The following is a 17,781-nucleotide window of genomic DNA, read 5'->3' as shown; positions in this document are numbered from 1 at the left end:
CTTTTCTCTCACTCGTCGATCCCGATGCGCTTGAGGCTTTCAAGGGCCTTTCCGCACTCAGGTGAGCCATGCCGTAAGCCGCAGGCCAATGCAGCTTTGAGGCTCATGACACCGGCTACGAAACCGACTTGATTGCCGACTCCGTGTCCGTCCGCAAATCCCTGATCATACGCAATCTCGACAAGCGCATTGATCGCCGCCAGGGTGTCCTGTTTGTTTTTACTCTTTTGCATATCTACTCCGCGAGCATTCAGCTCATATCGCTCGGTTAGGTGGCGGCGCCTTCAGGTTTGGGGTGAGCGAATCCCGCTCCCATAGCCAATCCCTAACGGGGGGCTCAGCCCGCCACCGTAAGGAAAATCAGCTATTGAGAGCAGATGACTCGTTTTGGTCACCCGTGCTGCTCGCCTCACCGCATTGGCACTGAGTGGGTACATCCGGGTAGTCGCTGTGATTCTCAATGAACAGCGTTCGGCAGGTTTCGCACCCATAGATCCGGGGCAGGGATTTAAGGCCGCTCGGAAGCACGTCACTCAGAGGCTCGTTATGCCAAGGAGCCCCGTCAAGGATTCTTGAACGCAGGATGTTTCCCAGGCGCCAGGTGTCACTTTGTGCGCGCCAGGACCACATCGGCGCAGAAAGCGAATACTGGATGAAGGTCTCTTGTGACTGCCTGGATAGCGGGTACTTGGGGCGGGTCCAGCCGGAATCGATGATGCTGAACCCCATGCCCATTTCTGCGCTCGGGTGGGTCTTTTCACCAAAGAAACGGTCATGCGTCGCTGGAGCCGTCGCATGATGGTCAGTCGGTGGGAATACCCACAGATAACACTCATCCCGGTTGACCATGCTGATGAGCTCGCTTGGCCCCCGCATGGGGGAATTTGCAGCCAGGGCGAAGCGATCCTTCCACGACATTTTGGGAGGCGGCGCAATACCAGCAGCGATGGCCAACGTGGCAGTCTTGGGGACGAAGCGATCGCCTAGCTCGTTCAGATCCAGGTTCTTGCAGAGAGCCTTGAAGGCCTTTTTGCGAGTCTTCGAGCTGAAGGAGGGGTCAAGGAGCAGGCGAACCTGGTTCACGCCGATTCCCGCAGTTCGTAGCACCTCAATGACTTCTTCAGCCACACCGACTGCTTGAAGATCGGTCAATCCTAAGCACGTTTTCGCCCGCTCGACCGCCGCGTAGAGGTTGTACTGCCGTGTCTCGTTGTCACGACAGACCTGAATTGGCAGCTTGTCTTGGATGGCAACTTGCGGTGCAACGGAGCCGATGGCCGCGTGGAACAGCTGGTGGAGGTGCAGATGAGAGTACGGGCGGCCAGAAGCCGAGAACGAGGCGTGCAGCTGAGCAGCGAGAGGTTGAAGCAGCTTTTTTGCAGACATGACTATCCCCTAATGAGCGACGTTGGGGTAGCTGCGCTTGTAGGGCCGTTAGACGCGAAGCTGGACGTCGAATCAGGTTCAATCATGAATAGGAGTCAGGTTTGATTTGCTTGCACGGCCACCATGCAAAGCCCGACGCGGCAATCACATCAGATTCGCCGAGCTTTGGCAAGAGCGGTCATCGGTAAGCGAAAGCAGGTAGGAGGAGGGCGCTCCATGCTTGATCACCTCCAGAAACAGGAAAGCCGGAAGCACGTTGAGCGCTTCCGGCTTTCTCACGTCAGACTGATGAGAGGGATCAGAAGACGTATTGCAGGCGGGTCACGATGGCATTGCCGCTGTCGTCGCCCACGGTGTTCTCGTTGTTGTCGGTGCGCACGTTGATGTAGTTGGCACTGACTTTCACCGCCTCGTTGACGTACCAGTTCACACCCACCGTGTGGCTCTTGGCCTTGCGCTCGTTCGATTGGTCCGCCGCGGTGACCAGGTTGCCGTCTTCGACCTTGATATCGTCAAAGCGGTAGAAGACTTCCCAGGCCCCCAGTTCCTTGTTCTCTGGTTTGATAGTGTCGAACTTGGCACCATCGAGCTTGTAGATACGCGGCTCGCCGGTCAGGGTGTAAGCCATCTGGGCGTAGTAACCGGAGGCCTTCATGTCGTTGTTGGCCTGGTCAGCTTTCAGCTTGCGGCGAAGGTATTCCGCTTGAACCGAGAACGGGCCGGTGGCCCAGGCACCTTCGAGACCCCAGACCGAGTCGTCCTTCCACAGGCCATCTTGTGCAGCAGCACCGCCAAACAGCATGCGGTTGCCGTTGGTGCCGGCATCGCCGCCGCCATTGGTATCTACACCGCGGACGCCCAGACGCGAACGAATCCGGGTATCGACCGCACTGTTTTTGAGGTCGCGGTAAGCGTACTGAGCACCGACGTGCAGGACGTTGCCATCACTGTGCAGCGGTGCGAACACGCCACGTACGTTGTAGCGCTTGGTGCTGTCGCCATCCGAGTTGTTATTGGTTTCGCTGAAAACGCTACCGGAAACATAAGCCATGTCAGCGATGGTGCTGGTGGCTTGAACACCCATGCCGGCGTTGTCGTTGATCCAGTCCGCCAGGTCGTACGAGAGGTTCCGCTCCATGGCGGTGGTCCACTTCGAACTGGTGGCTTTCTCAAGACCGAAGTCGGTGTAGAAACGGCCAAAGCGCAGTTGCACCGGCTTGAAACCCGTGTAGGTCAGGCTGGCTTCGTCGAAGTAGCCGTCGGAGTCGTTGCCCGTGTTGCGGGAAAGGTCGTAGTTGAGCTGATACTTCCAGTCGCGGTACAGCACGCCACCGAGCTCAAGGTAGGCGCGACGGAAGTAGCCTGCGTCAGCGGTATCGCCATTCTTGGTGAAGACACCATCGAAACGGCCGTAGTCGGCCTGAACTCGGCCGCCCAGTTTGAAACTGAATTCCTTGTCAGAAGTCGATACTTCAAGACCGCCCTTGGTCTTCAGAACGATGTCAGCTCCGTCAGTGGTTACTGTTCCGGAGAATGCTTGCGAGGAAAATGTGCCTATTATTGCGGCAGCCAACAGCTTTTCCCGCATGTTCGAAGAACGGATCATTGCTTGCCTCTCGTATGTTAAGTGCTTAGCTACCGACGTTATATTTCGCCCTGCGCCGGCCTAAATTTATCTTGCAGATGGGAGCAGGCCACGGTTGTCACCTGCTGTAACAAGATGCCTTTGTTCTAAGCACTCTGACTAGGTTGCAAGCGAATATGACAGTTGTGTTTCTGTAGTGTTAACGGAGGAGTTTCAAACCTAACAAAACTGTTACCGAACAAGCCAGTCCTTCTTATCAAAGAAGCTCTTCTTGATCAATCTTCGAATTTCCAAAACCTGCGGATTGCGGACAAGCTTCGTTTTGATAACAAGATAGACATCTTTCTCCTCCAGGTCGTCCAGGAAACCCGGCACGGGTAGGATATTTCTCTCCAGTTTTCGGCTGTAGTCGGGCAGCACTCCAATACACGCACCGCCAACGACAAGGCCTCGTGATAGGTTGTAGCTCTTGACCCGAGTGGTACCGCCCTGATGCTCAGCCATTATCGATGCCCACTTTCGTGAGCCCGCCAAGATCTCTTCATCCCAAGGGACAACGAGCATGAAGTTGTGCAAATCCAAGCTCTCCACTGGAAGGGTGACGCTTCTTGAATAGCGGCTGGAAATGAACAGGGCGTGCCCAATCCGGCCAAGCCGTTCAAACCTATACGTAGGATGGCGATCAAGCGCGCCTTTATCATCTGGGCTCACCAAAGCGATACCCACATCGACTTCACACTCAGAAAGCATCTGCGTTGTGCATTCTGAATGGATTTCCAGCTGCATTTCGGCATGATCACGCACGTAGGCGACTAGATCGCGGTTTACGATGTCGTTCAGCACTGGCTCTGTGATCGCGATGGTAAGCCTGGGGACTTCCTTTTCACCGGACTTGCCAAGGCCGTCTGGGCCGAAGAGCTGGCACAGGTAATGGCTGACCCTCTCGCCTGTGCGGGTCAGGGCAAGCTTGTTGTGTTTGTAGACAAACACGGGAGCACCAATGTGCTCTTCCAGTTTCTCCAAGCGTTTCCGCAGGCCTACCACTGGCACATTGAGCCCTCGGGCAGCCTGTTTGAAACTGGCACAACGTGCTGTTGCGAAAAACTCTACGGCCAGCTGATCATCAATTGGCAAATCATCCAATATGTCAGGGCTGTAAGGAACAACGGTGCTTGTATATGTTTCATTTTGTGTAACCATTAGGTCCCCCTTAATTCGGGGAATCTATCTCAATGCCACCCGGTGTTTCCTTATCTTGTCAACATTGTAATCCACGGGTCATGCATGCGTTATCGGAAGGCTTTTATTTCGAAAGCGTAATTTTCAGGCAATCCCTCTGATATTGTAGCGTGCTAGCCTAGTGCGCCGACTTATTACTTACCATATATAGATTCGGCTAATTACGCATTTACATTTAGTTCACTATTTTTTCACCTTTGCCTCCATAGGCTTTGGGCATGGAAAATCAAACCCCACCTCTTACTACCTTACTGATTCGTTATCTGGGGATCGGCTTCATAGCAACGGGAGTCCATTATGCGGTGTTCCTATTGCTGGTTACGACAGAATTCGTTACTCCGTTACTGGCCAGTATCTGTGGCGGCATGGTTGGCGCAATCGCGAGCTTCATTGGAAATAGGGCGCTCTGTTTTGTGGCAGATGGCTCTCGTAAGTTTCAGCCTGTCAGGTTTGCACTGGTCGCGTTAACCACAAACTTCGGCAATGGCGTGGGTATGTGGTTCCTCATCAAGTCGAATCTGTCACCGCTCATCTCCCAAGTCGTAGTGACCTTAAGCCTCACTGCACTTGGATTCATTGCACATCGTTTTTGGACATTCAATCATGCAGACATTACATCGCTTTCCCGAGCGCCCTGATCCCTTGTTAACCATCGTGGTCCCTTGCTTCCAGGAAGAGGAAACCATCCCCGAGTTCCACCAGCGAATCACCCGCGTGGTGAAGCGCTTACCCGTCTCCTGCGAAATCCTCTATGTCGACGACGGCAGTAATGACCGGACGGCCGACATTCTTCGCCACTATCAGGATGGGTCATCTGTACGTTGCCTGTCCCTGAGTCGCAACTTCGGCAAAGAGGCTGCACTGAGCGCCGGGATAGACCATGCCCGTGGCAGTGCGCTGATCTTCATTGATGTCGACCTGCAGGATCCACCAGAGCTCATCGCGGCCATGGTGGACTACTGGCAACGCGGCTACGACGTGGTGAACATGCAGCGCAACCTGAGAATCGGTGATTCGTGGTTCAAGCGCATGAGTGCCCGGGCTTACTACTGGGTCATGCAGCGCCTGGTGGAGAAGGTGGACATGCCGGCCGATGTCAGCGATTTCCGATTGATTGGGCCTGCGCCGCTGGCAGCCCTGCGGGCCCTGGATGAACGCTCCAGGATTCTCAAAGGCATGATCGGCTGGGTAGGCTTTCGTACCATCGAACTGCCCTACAATCGCACTGTTCGCCATGCCGGGAGCACCAAATGGAATGCAGCTGGCCTGTTCAATCTGGCCATCGAGAGCATCGTCAGCTTCTCTCGCAAACCACTGCGCATTTTCAGCCTCATCAGTTTCGGTCTTTTCGTCTCCAGCATCTGCTACATGCTTGCGTCGCTTGTGGCAGGCAGTTTCGACATCCATCACCTGATCGTCGGAATGGCTTCATTCATGTGCGTCGGTGTCGCCATGGTGGGGGAGTACCTGGGCGTGACACTCGCGGAAGTGAAGCGCCGGCCTCTCTATTTCCTGAAGCACAGCAACAAGGCAGATCCCGTGTCACTCCACCCTTCGATGGCTTCGATCGAGGGTAAGAAATGCTGAACCTGAAGAACGAGAGGACGCTGTGGTGGGTCCTGGGTTCGATTTTGCTATTGCGTTTGGTGGGGCTGGGCATCTACCCGCTGATGGACACATCTGAGGCCCGTTACGCTGAAATGGCTCGCAAGATGGTCGAGTTGAATGACTGGATCACGCCCATGTTCGACTACGGGGTACCGTTCTGGGGCAAGCCTCCGTTGTCCTTCTGGACCCAGGCCGCGAGCATGACGGTCTTCGGCGTTAACGAGTTCGCTGCGCGCTTCCCAGCGTGGCTACTCCACCTGGCAAGCTGTTTCATCATCATCAAACTCGGCACGCAGCAGATTTCTCGTAACGCCGGCATCTGGGCTGCCATTATTTTTTCCAGCACCACACTTGGCCTGGTCTCCAGCGGTGTTGTGCTGACTGACCCTGTTTTGTCGTTCTCGATTCTGCTGGCCAGCTACGGTTTCTGGCGTTGGATGAAGTGCGCCAGCAAGGCGGATGCCTACCTGATGTTCGCAGGTCTCGGGCTGGGCTTGCTTGCCAAAGGGCCGCTGACCCTGGTGCTTATGGGGGCGCCGGCATTCGCCTGGTTCGTTATCTACAAGGAATGGGGACGGGTACTGAGGCTTCCCTGGATTAGCGGCCTTGTACTTATGTTCGGTATATCCGTGCCATGGTATGTCGCGGCCGAGATGAAAACGCCCGGCTTCATGGAGTACTTCTTCGTTGGTGAGCACTGGAGCCGCTACGTCGTCAGTAACTGGGCAGGGGACCTCTATGGTAGTGCTCATGCCAAGCCGTACGGCAGCATCTGGATCCAGCTCGGATTGTCGCTACTGCCATGGGCCTTGTTTCTACCACTGTTGATCCGCAAGCGTGGATCGATGCAGCGCTTCAAAGCCTACCTCTGGCTGTGGGCCTTGGCGACACCGGTCTTCTTCACATTTGCAGGCAACATTCTGTGGACCTACCTGCTACCCGCGCTGCCAGCGTGGGCATTGCTGCTGTCTGCACGGGTCAGCGAAGTTGGCCCGAAGACCACCTGGGCTGCCGCTGCGAGCGCATTGGTGTTGCCAATCATCGGTGCGGGCATCATCTACGCCGGGGTACTAGAGGAGCGCCCTCAGAATCAGCGGGATGTGGTTCAAGCCTGGCTCAATGTGCAGTCTGCTCATTCCGCTCCCCTGATCTATCCTGGCCGCCGCTCATACTCGTCGGAGTTTTACAGCAGCGGGAAGTCCGAGAACATCAAGGATCCTGCCAAGTGGCCGCGGGATGGCTCGTTCTATCTGTCCAGGCGCTTGCGAGACAGCAAGGATGGTCTGCCCGCTGATCTAGCTTGCACATCGATCACCGAAGCGAACGCCAGCCAGCTCCTGCTGTGCCATTGGAAACGCCCCGCACAAGGTGCCGAGGGTCTGGCCGGAGAAAGCAATGCGGAAACGCCTCGCAAGAACGAAGGCTAAATTCCAAGCACAAAAAAGCCAGGTTTTACCCTGGCTTTTTTGTCGATTTCTTTCGTCATTTGAAGTCCTATTTAACCGCCGATTAATTGTCGGCTTGTTCCTTACCATCCTTGCTTTCTTTCTTTTGCTCTTGAGCGACTTGTTGTTTGTTCTGGTCCGAAGAGTCATCGCTCCATAGGCGAGCCTGTTCGGTTCGGAAGTTCTCGTTGAACTGTTTCGTTCGCTCGAAGCCGCCTTCAGCGTAAGCGGTACCCATGAGACCCAGCAGCAGGCTGCCAATAGCGATAGATTTGACAAATTTCATTGTGAACCTCGGCTCATACTAGGCCAACCTGATTAGCGGCCTTTGTTGGTTTGTAGTTTAGGAACGCGAAGCTAACGACAAGGTGAGTCAATAATTACAATTCCGTAATTTTGGCTGCAGATAGGATGCGTTAAATCTTCAAATCTGGAAGGATCATGTCTATCTCGGCACTGTCGAGGGCGACTTCGAATTTTCTCTTAAATTACAATTTTGATATCTAGCGCGTTAATTCAGCGCGGCGTTGTTGGCCGCCCTAGGAGATAGCCATGAATGACATAGAGCCCTGGGCAGTTGCTATCGGTGACTTTCGCCGCTGCACTGAAAAACTCACTGTCCAGCTCGATGAGCTGACCTCGCAGACGCGCACCTCCAGCGCTGTTTTGGAGAGGTCGAACGAACTGGTGGAGCAGGTGGACGCTGTCGGCCGGCAGATTCAGGAGGAGGTGCGAAAGGCGGAGAAGGCTTGGTCGAACGCGGAGGAGGTTGCCTTGCGCGCCGCTGCATCAGCGTATTCAGCTGCATGCCGCGGAGTCGACACCGCCATCCAGCCACTGATCTCGGAGCTTACAGCAGCGACAAAGGCGGCGGACGCCTCTATCCAGGAGCTCAAGCGGGCACCGGTGCTGGCCAAGCGTTATGTGATGGTGGTCGCCACGGCGTTCTTCATTCTGGCGCTGATCTGTGTCTACTCGACCATGCGCCTGATCGATGCCGCCGGCAGCGTAAGTGCTCAAGAGAAAGTGAATGCTCAGTACTTCTCACACCTGTGGAAAAACGCCAATCCTGACGAACAGAAGATTATTAAGTCGGTGATTCTGCGGTCGCCCATGGACCCTGTGGTCCTTCGGCACTGATGCATTGAGGCAAACAAAAGGCCCGTCGATTGACGGGCCTAATCGTGTCTGCGCAATTTAAGCGGCGGTCATTGCCGGCTGCATTTGCTGGGCTTCCGGAAAGTGAAGGTGGAACCAGGTGAAGTTTTCTTCGGTCACCTCCACGCTCGCCGATCCCTGGTGCAGACTCATGATCGACTGCACAATGGCCAAGCCAAGACCGGTACCGCCTTCGCTCCGTGCTCGGCTCTTGTCCACACGGTAGAACCGCTCAAACAAGTGCGCGTGGTGTTCCTTGGCAATACCACGGCCGGGGTTGCCGACACTCAACGTCGTACCGCTCGCACTATGCTGCACCTTAACGTAGACCGTGCGGCCGCGAGGGCAGTAACGGATCGCGTTCGAGACCAGATTCGAGACGGCACGTTGAACCATCAGGCGATTCCCGCGCACCACGTCATCACTGCCGGAGATCTGCAGCTGAATCTCGCCTTCTTCTGCTGAAATGCTGAAGAGATCGCACACTCGCTGAACCTCGTCGACCAAGGAGACGGATTCGAACTCCACCATTGATGCTGGATGACTGACCTGGGCCAAGAACAGCATGTCGGAAACCATGCGGCTCATGCGGTCCAGCTCTTCTGTGCACGACTCCAGAACCTCCCGGTACTCGGAAAGCGATCGTTCTCTGGTCAAGGCAACCTGGGCCTTGCCCATCAGGTTGGAAAGCGGTGCTCGAAGTTCGTGAGCAAGGTCGTCAGAAAACTGCGAGAGCTGCTGAACCCCATCATCCAGGCGAGCCAGCATGATGTTGATGCCGTCGGCGAGCATTTTGAGTTCTGCCGGCATCCCATCAGTTGGAAGGCGATGGTCGAGGCTCTCGGTTGAGATTTTCGAGGCGATCTTGAGGAACTTGGTCAGTGGTAGCAGGCCTCTGCGCACAGTCCACCAGCCAATGGCCAAGATCAGTGCGAGGATGACGGGGGACATCATCAAGGCCCAGGTCAGCAACGCATCGAGCAGCGCCTCACTGGATGACTGGTCCATGGTCATATAGACGCTGACCTCTGTTCCATCGCCCAAACGCATGATTCGAGAAGCACTCAGCAGAGGACGGTCCTGCGTATCACGCCATTCGTGCTCTTTGGGCTGGGCCGCCGGCTGAAACTTGTGCACCTCCAGATTGACCTGTTTCGAGCCAATCGAGAGCAGGGGAGTCTGATTCTGTGAGGTATCGAATATGCTCACATACAGGTTGTTGTGGCCCATGACCAAATCGACAAGCTGATGCGCATCCGCGTTGACGCCGGAGATGTCCGGGATGGTGGACAGGTTGTGAGCCATCCCCGCCATCTTTACTTCCAGGTCTGCTCTGGCATTTCTTTCCAGAGCCTTGCCTACCATCAGATAGCCAAAGGTGGCGAACAGAAGCAGCAACGCTGCGCTCATCAACCCAACTTTTAACCCCAGCTTTGCAGCCAGGCTGAATGGCCTCATGCGCGTTCCTCAAAAACGTACCCAACGCCACGAAGCGTGTGAATGAGCTTGGTTTCAAACGGGTCATCGATCTTCGAGCGCAAGCGCCGGATGGCTACATCGATGACATTGGTGTCGCAATCGAAATTCATATCCCAGACCAACGAGATGATCTGAGAGCGAGTCAGCGCTTCGCCCGTTCGGCTCATGAGCAGGTGCAGAAGCGCAAATTCCTTGGTGGTGAGATCGATGCGTGTGCCACCGCGGAAGACGCGATGGCGGACGGAGTCGAGTTCCAGATCGGCAATTTTCAGCGAGCTCTTCTCGACTAACTCATCACCACGGCGTTGCAGCGAACGGATGCGAGCAAGCAGCTCAGGGAATTCGAATGGCTTCACAAGGTAGTCATCCGCGCCGCCGTCCAAGCCCTTGAGCTTGTCATTGATGCGTCCGCGGGCGGTCAGCATGATGATGCGGACCCGGCTGGTCTTACGGATGGTTTCCAGCAGGTCCCAGCCGTCGATACCCGGGAGGTTCACGTCCAGGAGGACCAACGAATAGACATTAGTGTTGAACAAGTGCAGAGCATCTACACCGTTGTGCACGATATCTACGACATACCCGCTTTCGGATAGGCCCTGCTGAAGATATTCGGCAGTTTTAATTTCGTCTTCCACAACTAGAACGCGCATAACTTATCTCAAGGTGTGAGGAAGGAGTTGGCCTAATCCGCCAAGATTATGGTTGCAGGCTGTTCGAAAGTTTGGCTGAGGGTATGGCATGTGGTAGTCGCTACCTCTGTCCATACGCCGGGTCACCTGAGGACGCTTGAATCTTAACGCGAAGAAGCTGGCCGCGGCGAAATCCTACAAATTTGTAATGTAGCCGCAAGATTTCTGACAGTCATGCAGGCTCCACCCCTAAGCATAGCGGATTCTGGGGCCTGCGGCGGTGTATGACAGATTCGCCTGGCAGGTGGAATCGGCCAGGACAGGCAGCATTTCGGTCGTTAGCTTGCAAGGACTGGTACTGGCCTTGGATCGAGGGCGCCACGCAGGCAGACCCCATGCACGGCCGCAAACCGCAGCGCCTTTCTGCAAATTAGTTCACGTGGCGGCTCGATATTCTCTCGAATAATTATCTTACAATCTATTACATGTCCAAATTGTAATTGCACGATCATCTTGGTGTTAGCCTCCTTTGCTAGTTTAAGGGCAGCGGAAGAGGCATCGCTGCTTTGGAAATTGTCTCATTTCAAAGCAGCTTGGCAAGAGCACCGAGCAGTTGTTCGCGCCAGTGCATTCACCTGTAAACCATACGCTCCTTTGGTAGGTGAATTTTAGCGCCCCCCTACGGGCGCTTTTTTATTAAGGGACTTCTTATGAACACTACTGTATCAGCGATCGCCGTGTTTATGCTCTTTACATCACTAACAGCCAATGCCCAAAGCGGTATGGAGATCAATAAACACATCGAGCGTACTGCTAGAGAGGCTACAGCGGATTATGCTCAACGCGTAAAAAAGCCCATGCCTCAACTAGAAGACTACGCCTATGGCATGGACCTGGACGTTGGTAAGTTGGTGTATGTATCACCCAATGTGCGGTACTGCGGTAATGTAAGAAGCATGATGACCTACGAAGACTCGAAAGGCGAACTGCACATGGTTCGCTACCTGGTGAAGGGCGAGTGTGTTAATAGCCGTTAAGACTCATCAAGATGATCCCTGCGGCCACCGGATCATAGAAGCTCAATGCCGAACCGGCGCAGCAGTATGGCGAAGCCTCCGAAGCTGGCCATTGTGATGAGGATGCTGCTGATCAGTGTCGGCCAAAAGCCGAGCTTAGGTAGCAGCAATGGAAAAGCAATAAACATCGGCAGGGTCGGAAGCACGTACCAGAACGTGTACCAAGCATGGTTGGAGATCTTCTCCATGCTCTGGTTCTCTAAATAGAGCCAGACCAACGTCACGACCGTGACCAAGGGTAGGGCGGCGACCAAGCCGCCCAGCTTGTCGCTGCGTTTCGCCAGCTCTGACACGAGAATCACTATACCGGCAGTGAGTAGGTACTTCGTGATGATCCAGGCCATCGCTGAGCCTTCTGGAGGTTGTTGACGAGGGCAGGCGAAGCCATTCACCAACCCCCTTGAAGCGCTCCTGCCGTTTACGGCATCCCTCACCGCATTTTTTTTGCAACATCACCCTCAGCCAGGAGGGTGATGTGTTTGCATGGTGTTTACCGATCGGTCAGTGCGAGGGTGAGGGAACGCTCTCGTGGAAAGCTGCCCGCTCGATCTGGATGGTGCAGTGATGGATTTCGAATGCATCGCTGACAGCATCCACGACGGCCGCCAACACAGCATCCCCATCTGCAGAATCCCGAACCACTACGTGCGACGTCATCACGTTACTGCCACTGCTGACAGCCCACACGTGCAAGTCATGAACGTCCGTCACGCCATCTACTCCGAGGATGGTGGCCTCGATTGCCGTAACGTCGAGCCCCCTCGGGACACCCTCCATGAGGATCCCCAGGCTTTCGCGAAGCAACTGCCACGTCCGCGGCAGAACCCAAAGGCCGATCGCCACAGCGACAATCGTGTCGACCCAGGTCCAGCCGGTGAAGCGGATGATAAGTGCCGCGATGATTACGCCAAGCGAGCCGAGCATGTCGCTCCAAACTTCGAGGTAGGCTCCTTTGACGTTGAGGCTTTCGTTGCTCGCAGATGCCAGAAGGCGCATCGAAATTAGGTTGATGATCAGGCCGGCGATTGCGATCCACATCATCGCTCCGGTAGCGATCTCCGCCGGCATGAAGAAGCGCTGGTAGGCCTCATACAAGATGTACATCGCCACCAGGAAGAGCAGCACGGCGTTGAACGTCGAAGCCAGAATTTCCAGGCGCGCATAGCCGAAGGTTCTTTTCTGATCCGCCGGCCGCTTGGCTATCTGAAGTGCAATCAGTGAGATCGCCAAGGCGGCAGTATCTGTGAACATGTGAGATGCGTCCGACAGCAGCGCCAGGCTGCCGGTAATCCACGCACCGATCACTTCTGCAATCATGAAGCTGCCAGTCAAGCCGAGCGCCATGATTAGCTTCTTCTGATGCCCCTCGCGTACTGCAGCGCTGCCATGGTCATGATTTGAACCCACGTATTTCTCCTTGCGCAGGGTTGTGGTCTCGTTGGCCTTCCTGTCTACCTAGCCTTAGAGCGTCGCTTGGCCACACTGACTGCAAAATCTTGCTCCTGCACTCAGCAGCGAGCCGCAGGCGGTGCAACCACTCGATAGCGGTGTTCCGCAGTTTAGACAAAAGCGTGCTGACGGATCGTTGGCCGTCCGGCACTGCCTGCAGCCCTGCAGATCTTTGATGGGGGCAGGAGTGGGAGGGCGCCCGCCGTCATACACCTGATTACCGCCGTCGCAGCCCTGCTGCCGGCCATGGCGATCATATTGCTCGGCCCCATGTCCCCCGCTGTGGTGCTTGCCTCCACCGTGGTTTCCACGGCCATGGTGCCCGCCCAGGATGTTTTTGAAAAAGCTCATGGTATTCGCCCCTCATTGATGGGTGACATATTAACGAGCAAAAGTCGAAAATTATGTTCTGCTCGCGAGAAAGACTTGTAAGTTGAATTGAAAGTTCAAAATTAGCCTACGACAAAACGAAACCGTTTTGTTTGTGAAATTAAATTTATCTAGCTGAGCGGAGCATTGCTTTTGGTGGGTAGTATTCCCCTAATTTTGATCATAGCGTGATCAATGACAATCAAAACAGCAGTAATTGGATTTCTGTCAGCATTGTAATCCCGAGGTCATCGTGTCGTTATCAGGTCCCGGAAATAATGCGCTCAGCGAGATTCATTTCTCTTTTTATCCCTATGCCTCACACATACTAAGCGTCCCCAACGCCTAGGGGCCTAAGGCCTCTGACGCTCCGCACATTGCGCAATCGCTCAGCATCTGTCGACGGTTTGCCTTGTAGCTCCCGCTAACTCCATAGCTACCGCCATGGATAAGCAGCTTCCAGAGTTTGATAATGACACCTTCCAAATCCATTGTTCACACCCTGTTAAGCAAATGGATCTTTGCTATTCGCAATGCGCGGCAGAAAGGCATCAGTACTAATTTGCTAATCGGCCTGGTGACTTTTTGGTTACTGCTATTCGCGAACGCTGAGCTCTGGAACGTGCTCTGGAAGCTGGTATTCAAAACCGATGAAGTGAACTGGCAGCTAGCGGCTAGCCTCCCAGTCATAGTATTCGCATGGGTGTTTACCGTTCTGAGCTTGCTGTCATGGGGGCGGCTGGCCAAACCCATACTGTGCCTGGTACTGATCAGCGCGTCTTTTGCGAGTTACTTCATGAATGCCTACGGCATCGTGATCGATTACACAATGTTCACCAACGTTGTGGAGACCGACGTCGCTGAGGCAACCGAGCTGCTGAATTGGAAGCTCGGTCTTTGGGTCGCAATGGTTGGGGTGTTGCCCGTCTACCTGATTGCCCGGGTTCCCCTCCGGCGCAAGCCTTGGGCCAAAGCTTTGGTCAGCAGGTTCATTGCTCTGTCGCTCGCTCTGTTGACCTTATCTGGCATCGCGTTGAGTCAGTACCAGTCGTATGCCTCCTTGCTGCGCAACAATCGGGAGATCCGGCTGATTCTGGTACCTACCAACTTGTTTGCGGCTGGCCATGGGTACCTGAAGCGTCAGCTGGCCTCACCTAAAACGCTGACGGCCATTGGTACTGATGCGGTAGTTAATCGACAGGGTGCGGCTCGTAAACCCAGGCTGCTGGTACTGGCAGTAGGAGAGACCGCTCGCTCCGCCAACTTCTCCCTCAACGGCTACTCCCGTGAAACGAATCCGGAACTAGAAAAGCGAAATGTCATTAGCTTCACGAACGTGAGCTCCTGCGGTACCGCTACCGCGGTCTCGCTGCCATGCATGTTCCTGGACGTGGGTAAGGCCCAGTACAAAGATGGCTTGGCCAAGAGCCGAGAAGGGCTGCTCGACGTGCTTCAACGCGCTGGCATCAGTGTCATGTGGACTGACAACAACTCGGGGTGCAAAGGGGTCTGCGACAGGGTTCCCAACCACAAGGCTGCCTCTCACGCGGATTCCCAACTGTGCACCAGCGAGGAGTGTAAGGACGGGGTGCTGCTCACGGAGATGCAAGACTTCATCAAGCGCCAGGAAGGCGATGCTGTCCTGGTGCTCCACTACAAAGGCAGTCACGGCCCGGCCTACTACAAGCGCTACCCCTCGCAATTCAAGAAATTCGCACCGGTGTGCGAGACCAACGAGCTCGACAAATGTAAGCAGGAGGAGGTGGTCAATGCCTACGACAACTCAATCCTCTACACCGATTATGTGACTGCAAATCTCATCGATATCCTGGCGGCCAACACCAAGTTCGACACTGCGCTGATGTACGTTTCGGACCACGGCGAATCGCTGGGGGAGGGTGGGCTCTATCTACACGGGCTGCCTTACGCGATGGCTCCTGACGAGCAAACAAAGGTGCCGTTGGTACTTTGGATGTCTGACTCGCTCGCGAAGAGCGAAAAGGTCAACGTGGGTTGTTTGAAAGCTCAAACCACGTCACCGCTGAGCCACGACAACCTGTTCCACACCGTGCTCGGCATGATGAACGTCCAGACGTCTTCGTATCGCTCAGCGCTGGATTTCACTGCCCCTTGTAAGCCCTTTGTCGGAGGCTCTTATTCTGGCCTCTGAATGTTCGATGTGGACCGGATCATCGGCCAGGCGGTTCTGCACCAGCCTGCTTTGACAGCTGAGAGAAGCTGGACTAATTACATAGCTGCATTCAACAACCCAAGCGGAAAAGGAAGTTTTGCATGAGCATCAAGCCAGGCCCAAAGCGCACCAATGAAGATGGCACTCCGGACAAAAGGCAGCGAGTCACCCCTGAAAAGCAGAAGGACCATCCGGACCTGAAACCCCACAAGCACAAAAAGGGGGAGTAAGAAAAAAGCAGCTCTCGGGAGCTGCTTTTTTTTTGGGGCTGTGTGCAAACCCTCCCGACCGTCTCGCTGATCAATCGGACCGCGTCGTGAGTCTTCCGCTTGGCTTGATGGATTCTGAAGCTACCTCCGGATCGGTTATCCCTTCAGTGCGGACGACGAGACTGATATCCCAGAGCGTTGAGCTGATACTCGCTGACAGCCCGAAATTGTGATTCTGCGATTTGACGCAGGCGCTCAACCTCTTCGGCAGATGAGCCAGAAGCCTGCGCCTCGTGGTATTGCTTCATCGCATCCACTGCGTCGGTATACATGGGGTGGTCGGGGAGAAGAGCTGGTATCTTTTTCGTCATGTAGCGGCAGGTCCTCACTGGATAGTCGACGGTGGTTTACCTGCTTTGAGGAGCTGAAAATCAATGACCGCCTGATAGAGCGAATCTGCCAATAGGTGAAGACGCTGTACCTCAAGGTCTGGCAATCCAGCAGCCTCCGCTTCGTGGGCCTGTCGGATAGCTTCAAGCGCTTGCCTCATCAGTGGCTCACCAGCCTCGACCATTCCAATGAATGTGCGCTTCACAACATTTTGCTCCACTCAGCTGAAGATGAATTATAGGACACCGCGGCGTGGCAAGGCCCCGAGCAGCACAGGTGTTCGACGTCCGGCTGAACGAACCAATGAGGAGCGCGCTGGCCTGGGGAGTGGCCAGGGCGCGTGTCATAGCTACGTTGTAAACCACTTTTTTCACTGTAAACCACTGTGGTTTACAGTGAAAAAAAGTGGTTTACAGCAGGCCTCCTCAGGCCTGAGTCAGCTCCAGCAGATCGCCCAGTTCCTCCCGGGCCATCTTCACTCTATCCATTCTGCGATAAGGATGATCAACCGGCATCCGGATAAGAGATTCGAACCAAGCCGAATCGAATTTGATGACTTCCTTGTGAATGTGCTCAAGCTCACCTCCGCGAGGCTGTGACACTACAAACTCCATGCTTTCAACCAAGCCAGACGCTTCACTGTCTTTGACGATTCGATGGCGGATGAAACTCATTTTGAGATCAAAATATGCCGCCTTCGAACCAGGCACCTTCTTCGATTCCAGCCGACCAGTGCTGCTGATTTCCGCCCCCGGCACCTCAGCGGCAATAGCTTTCACCAGCTCAGCATTTCCACTGACCTTCTGGCCAAACAGGCGGGTGGCGTCCGACATGTAAGCAAAGATCCATGGCACATTGCGAAGCGTCGCGCCGGTATAGAGGTAGCCACGCTCTCCCTTGTAACGCTGCAGCATGCCTCTCAACGCGTTCTCGGAAAGGACCAGTTGGGTCTCTTTCTCCAGGATGTAAACCACGCGATCGAACTGTTCGATCAATAGCTTGAGAATCTTCCGCGGGACGCCGTCAAACCTGGTTTTTCGTTCTGTTTTCTTATGCTGGCGAGGCTTGAAGTACGGGCAATCGTTACGGGCCTCACTATCAAATGGAGCGATGCCGCGAATGCTCTTAGTAGCATGTTTCCCGAATGGGTTCTTCACGTTAGGCGGTAGCTCATACAGCCCAACCAGCTGGACAGGGTTGTCGCATGCCGGGCATACAGCAAACTGAGCTAGCTTGCCCGCACTTCCAGGCTGGTACCACGGATCTCTGCGGAAGGTCTCGGCCTCGAAACCTTCCTTGTCGATGATCTTGCTTTCTGTGTCTTCGATGCGGAGCTTATAGACATCCATCTTTGCTGAAACCGTATCAATAGAGGGTTTCTGGATGGTAACGAGCGAGGATAGGCAGCAGTAGGCCTAACTGACCCTTTTGGTGGTCACCCACTGGTTTGAGGCCAGCCCAAAGCATGCCTGATCGACCTGGGCGGGCCCTAGAAACAACTAACCCCCTGATGCGCAGTACAGGTCTGGGACCTGCCCGAGGCGTGGGGGCTATTCTTGGAGCGACAG

20 protein-coding genes are annotated in these 17,781 nt (G+C 54.8%); 7 read left to right on the top strand and 13 right to left on the bottom strand.

The window, feature by feature from the left end; all coding sequences use genetic code 11:
- Positions 1–8 precede the first annotated feature (8 nt).
- The 4 genes from J5X93_RS00275 to J5X93_RS00260 all read right to left on the bottom strand — a co-directional run bounded on the left by J5X93_RS00275 (position 9) and on the right by J5X93_RS00260 (position 4,171).
- Positions 9–233 carry a hypothetical protein gene (locus J5X93_RS00275; RefSeq protein WP_010951451.1) on the bottom strand — a complete coding sequence of 75 codons (225 nt, stop codon included), beginning with the start codon at positions 231–233 and terminating at the stop codon, positions 9–11.
- A gap of 127 nt (positions 234–360) precedes the next feature.
- Complete coding sequence (locus tag J5X93_RS00270) at positions 361–1,386, bottom strand: hypothetical protein (protein ID WP_011953109.1); 1,026 nt, start codon at positions 1,384–1,386, stop codon at positions 361–363.
- Between the two features lie 298 nt (positions 1,387–1,684).
- Positions 1,685–2,992: an OprO/OprP family phosphate-selective porin gene (locus J5X93_RS00265; RefSeq protein ID WP_009395904.1), complete on the bottom strand. Its 1,308-nt coding sequence runs from the start codon at positions 2,990–2,992 to the stop codon at positions 1,685–1,687.
- Between the two features lie 210 nt (positions 2,993–3,202).
- Positions 3,203–4,171, bottom strand: coding sequence for a LysR substrate-binding domain-containing protein (locus J5X93_RS00260; RefSeq protein ID WP_010951447.1), 969 nt, complete (start codon positions 4,169–4,171; stop codon positions 3,203–3,205).
- A gap of 257 nt (positions 4,172–4,428) precedes the next feature.
- On the opposite strand from J5X93_RS00260, the gene J5X93_RS00255 reads away from it, so the two are divergent.
- Genes J5X93_RS00255 through J5X93_RS00245 form a run of 3 tightly spaced genes read left to right on the top strand, consistent with a single transcriptional unit; the run spans position 4,429 to position 7,245 of the window.
- Positions 4,429–4,848: a GtrA family protein gene (locus tag J5X93_RS00255; protein WP_010951446.1), complete on the top strand. Its 420-nt coding sequence runs from the start codon at positions 4,429–4,431 to the stop codon at positions 4,846–4,848.
- Entirely contained in the window at positions 4,814–5,797 is a 984-nt protein-coding gene (locus J5X93_RS00250; protein WP_010951445.1) for a glycosyltransferase family 2 protein, read from the top strand. The genes J5X93_RS00255 and J5X93_RS00250 overlap by 35 nt, the downstream gene beginning before the upstream one ends.
- Complete coding sequence (locus tag J5X93_RS00245) at positions 5,791–7,245, top strand: phospholipid carrier-dependent glycosyltransferase (protein WP_010951444.1); 1,455 nt, start codon at positions 5,791–5,793, stop codon at positions 7,243–7,245. Before J5X93_RS00250 ends, J5X93_RS00245 begins: the two co-directional genes overlap by 7 nt.
- Before the next feature lie 82 nt (positions 7,246–7,327).
- Here J5X93_RS00245 and J5X93_RS00240 read toward each other — a convergent pair whose 3' ends face one another.
- A complete protein-coding gene (locus J5X93_RS00240) occupies positions 7,328–7,549 on the bottom strand; it encodes a hypothetical protein (protein ID WP_010951443.1) in 222 nt (73 codons plus the stop codon).
- 266 nt (positions 7,550–7,815) lie between these two features.
- Here J5X93_RS00240 and J5X93_RS00235 point away from each other — a divergent pair, with 266 nt between their 5' ends.
- Positions 7,816–8,403, top strand: a complete 588-nt coding sequence (locus tag J5X93_RS00235; RefSeq protein WP_010951442.1) for a hypothetical protein — start codon at positions 7,816–7,818, stop codon at positions 8,401–8,403.
- 57 nt (positions 8,404–8,460) lie between these two features.
- Here J5X93_RS00235 and J5X93_RS00230 read toward each other — a convergent pair whose 3' ends face one another.
- Positions 8,461–9,879 (bottom strand): heavy metal sensor histidine kinase, encoded by a 1,419-nt coding sequence (locus J5X93_RS00230; protein WP_010951441.1) that lies wholly within the window; start codon positions 9,877–9,879, stop codon positions 8,461–8,463.
- Positions 9,876–10,550 (bottom strand): heavy metal response regulator transcription factor, encoded by a 675-nt coding sequence (locus tag J5X93_RS00225; protein WP_003253457.1) that lies wholly within the window; start codon positions 10,548–10,550, stop codon positions 9,876–9,878. Before J5X93_RS00225 ends, J5X93_RS00230 begins: the two co-directional genes overlap by 4 nt.
- 689 nt (positions 10,551–11,239) lie before the next feature.
- Between J5X93_RS00225 and J5X93_RS00220 the strand changes: the two genes are divergently transcribed.
- The gene (locus J5X93_RS00220; protein ID WP_010951440.1) at positions 11,240–11,566 is read left to right on the top strand and encodes a DUF2790 domain-containing protein; all 327 of its coding nucleotides are present in this window, start codon (positions 11,240–11,242) and stop codon (positions 11,564–11,566) included.
- Positions 11,567–11,598: 32 nt separating this feature from the next.
- Here J5X93_RS00220 and J5X93_RS00215 read toward each other — a convergent pair whose 3' ends face one another.
- From J5X93_RS00215 to J5X93_RS00205, 3 genes are all read right to left on the bottom strand, one after another.
- Complete coding sequence (locus tag J5X93_RS00215) at positions 11,599–11,949, bottom strand: DUF3147 family protein (protein WP_011953105.1); 351 nt, start codon at positions 11,947–11,949, stop codon at positions 11,599–11,601.
- A gap of 157 nt (positions 11,950–12,106) precedes the next feature.
- Positions 12,107–13,012 carry a cation diffusion facilitator family transporter gene (locus J5X93_RS00210; protein WP_010951438.1) on the bottom strand — a complete coding sequence of 302 codons (906 nt, stop codon included), beginning with the start codon at positions 13,010–13,012 and terminating at the stop codon, positions 12,107–12,109.
- Between the two features lie 54 nt (positions 13,013–13,066).
- The gene (locus J5X93_RS00205) at positions 13,067–13,405 is read right to left on the bottom strand and encodes a zinc ribbon domain-containing protein (RefSeq protein ID WP_079732563.1); all 339 of its coding nucleotides are present in this window, start codon (positions 13,403–13,405) and stop codon (positions 13,067–13,069) included.
- Between the two features lie 490 nt (positions 13,406–13,895).
- On the opposite strand from J5X93_RS00205, the gene J5X93_RS00200 reads away from it, so the two are divergent.
- Positions 13,896–15,593, top strand: coding sequence for a phosphoethanolamine transferase (locus J5X93_RS00200; protein WP_003298414.1), 1,698 nt, complete (start codon positions 13,896–13,898; stop codon positions 15,591–15,593).
- A gap of 122 nt (positions 15,594–15,715) precedes the next feature.
- The gene (locus J5X93_RS28270; RefSeq protein ID WP_003253468.1) at positions 15,716–15,844 is read left to right on the top strand and encodes a hypothetical protein; all 129 of its coding nucleotides are present in this window, start codon (positions 15,716–15,718) and stop codon (positions 15,842–15,844) included.
- A 143-nt stretch (positions 15,845–15,987) separates the two neighbouring features.
- On the opposite strand, the gene J5X93_RS00195 is transcribed toward J5X93_RS28270, so the two are convergent.
- The 3 genes from J5X93_RS00195 to J5X93_RS00185 form a co-directional block, all read right to left on the bottom strand.
- Positions 15,988–16,194: a hypothetical protein gene (locus J5X93_RS00195; protein ID WP_011953104.1), complete on the bottom strand. Its 207-nt coding sequence runs from the start codon at positions 16,192–16,194 to the stop codon at positions 15,988–15,990.
- Between the two features lie 14 nt (positions 16,195–16,208).
- Positions 16,209–16,418: a hypothetical protein gene (locus tag J5X93_RS00190; RefSeq protein ID WP_015268418.1), complete on the bottom strand. Its 210-nt coding sequence runs from the start codon at positions 16,416–16,418 to the stop codon at positions 16,209–16,211.
- Positions 16,419–16,638: 220 nt separating this feature from the next.
- Complete coding sequence (locus tag J5X93_RS00185; protein WP_011953102.1) at positions 16,639–17,562, bottom strand: hypothetical protein; 924 nt, start codon at positions 17,560–17,562, stop codon at positions 16,639–16,641.
- Between the last annotated feature and the right edge of the window lie 219 nt (positions 17,563–17,781).

Source organism: Pseudomonas sp. BYT-1 (assembly GCF_023611805.1).
GTDB classification, from domain to species: domain Bacteria; phylum Pseudomonadota; class Gammaproteobacteria; order Pseudomonadales; family Pseudomonadaceae; genus Aquipseudomonas; species Aquipseudomonas guariconensis.
This window is presented reverse-complemented; position numbering and strand designations above follow the sequence as displayed.

Coding starts and splice junctions, on each gene's coding strand:
- J5X93_RS00215 (WP_011953105.1), bottom strand. CDS start 11,949: ATGGCCTGGATCATCACGAAGTACCTACTCACTGCCGGTATAGTGATT.
- J5X93_RS00225 (WP_003253457.1), bottom strand. CDS start 10,550: ATGCGCGTTCTAGTTGTGGAAGACGAAATTAAAACTGCCGAATATCTT.
- J5X93_RS00245 (WP_010951444.1), top strand. CDS start 5,791: ATGCTGAACCTGAAGAACGAGAGGACGCTGTGGTGGGTCCTGGGTTCG.
- J5X93_RS00250 (WP_010951445.1), top strand. CDS start 4,814: ATGCAGACATTACATCGCTTTCCCGAGCGCCCTGATCCCTTGTTAACC.
- J5X93_RS00200 (WP_003298414.1), top strand. CDS start 13,896: ATGACACCTTCCAAATCCATTGTTCACACCCTGTTAAGCAAATGGATC.
- J5X93_RS00235 (WP_010951442.1), top strand. CDS start 7,816: ATGAATGACATAGAGCCCTGGGCAGTTGCTATCGGTGACTTTCGCCGC.
- J5X93_RS00265 (WP_009395904.1), bottom strand. CDS start 2,992: ATGATCCGTTCTTCGAACATGCGGGAAAAGCTGTTGGCTGCCGCAATA.
- J5X93_RS00275 (WP_010951451.1), bottom strand. CDS start 233: ATGCAAAAGAGTAAAAACAAACAGGACACCCTGGCGGCGATCAATGCG.
- J5X93_RS00205 (WP_079732563.1), bottom strand. CDS start 13,405: ATGAGCTTTTTCAAAAACATCCTGGGCGGGCACCATGGCCGTGGAAAC.
- J5X93_RS00220 (WP_010951440.1), top strand. CDS start 11,240: ATGAACACTACTGTATCAGCGATCGCCGTGTTTATGCTCTTTACATCA.
- J5X93_RS00195 (WP_011953104.1), bottom strand. CDS start 16,194: ATGACGAAAAAGATACCAGCTCTTCTCCCCGACCACCCCATGTATACC.
- J5X93_RS00255 (WP_010951446.1), top strand. CDS start 4,429: ATGGAAAATCAAACCCCACCTCTTACTACCTTACTGATTCGTTATCTG.
- J5X93_RS00240 (WP_010951443.1), bottom strand. CDS start 7,549: ATGAAATTTGTCAAATCTATCGCTATTGGCAGCCTGCTGCTGGGTCTC.
- J5X93_RS00260 (WP_010951447.1), bottom strand. CDS start 4,171: ATGGTTACACAAAATGAAACATATACAAGCACCGTTGTTCCTTACAGC.
- J5X93_RS00185 (WP_011953102.1), bottom strand. CDS start 17,562: ATGGATGTCTATAAGCTCCGCATCGAAGACACAGAAAGCAAGATCATC.
- J5X93_RS00270 (WP_011953109.1), bottom strand. CDS start 1,386: ATGTCTGCAAAAAAGCTGCTTCAACCTCTCGCTGCTCAGCTGCACGCC.
- J5X93_RS28270 (WP_003253468.1), top strand. CDS start 15,716: ATGAGCATCAAGCCAGGCCCAAAGCGCACCAATGAAGATGGCACTCCG.
- J5X93_RS00230 (WP_010951441.1), bottom strand. CDS start 9,879: ATGAGGCCATTCAGCCTGGCTGCAAAGCTGGGGTTAAAAGTTGGGTTG.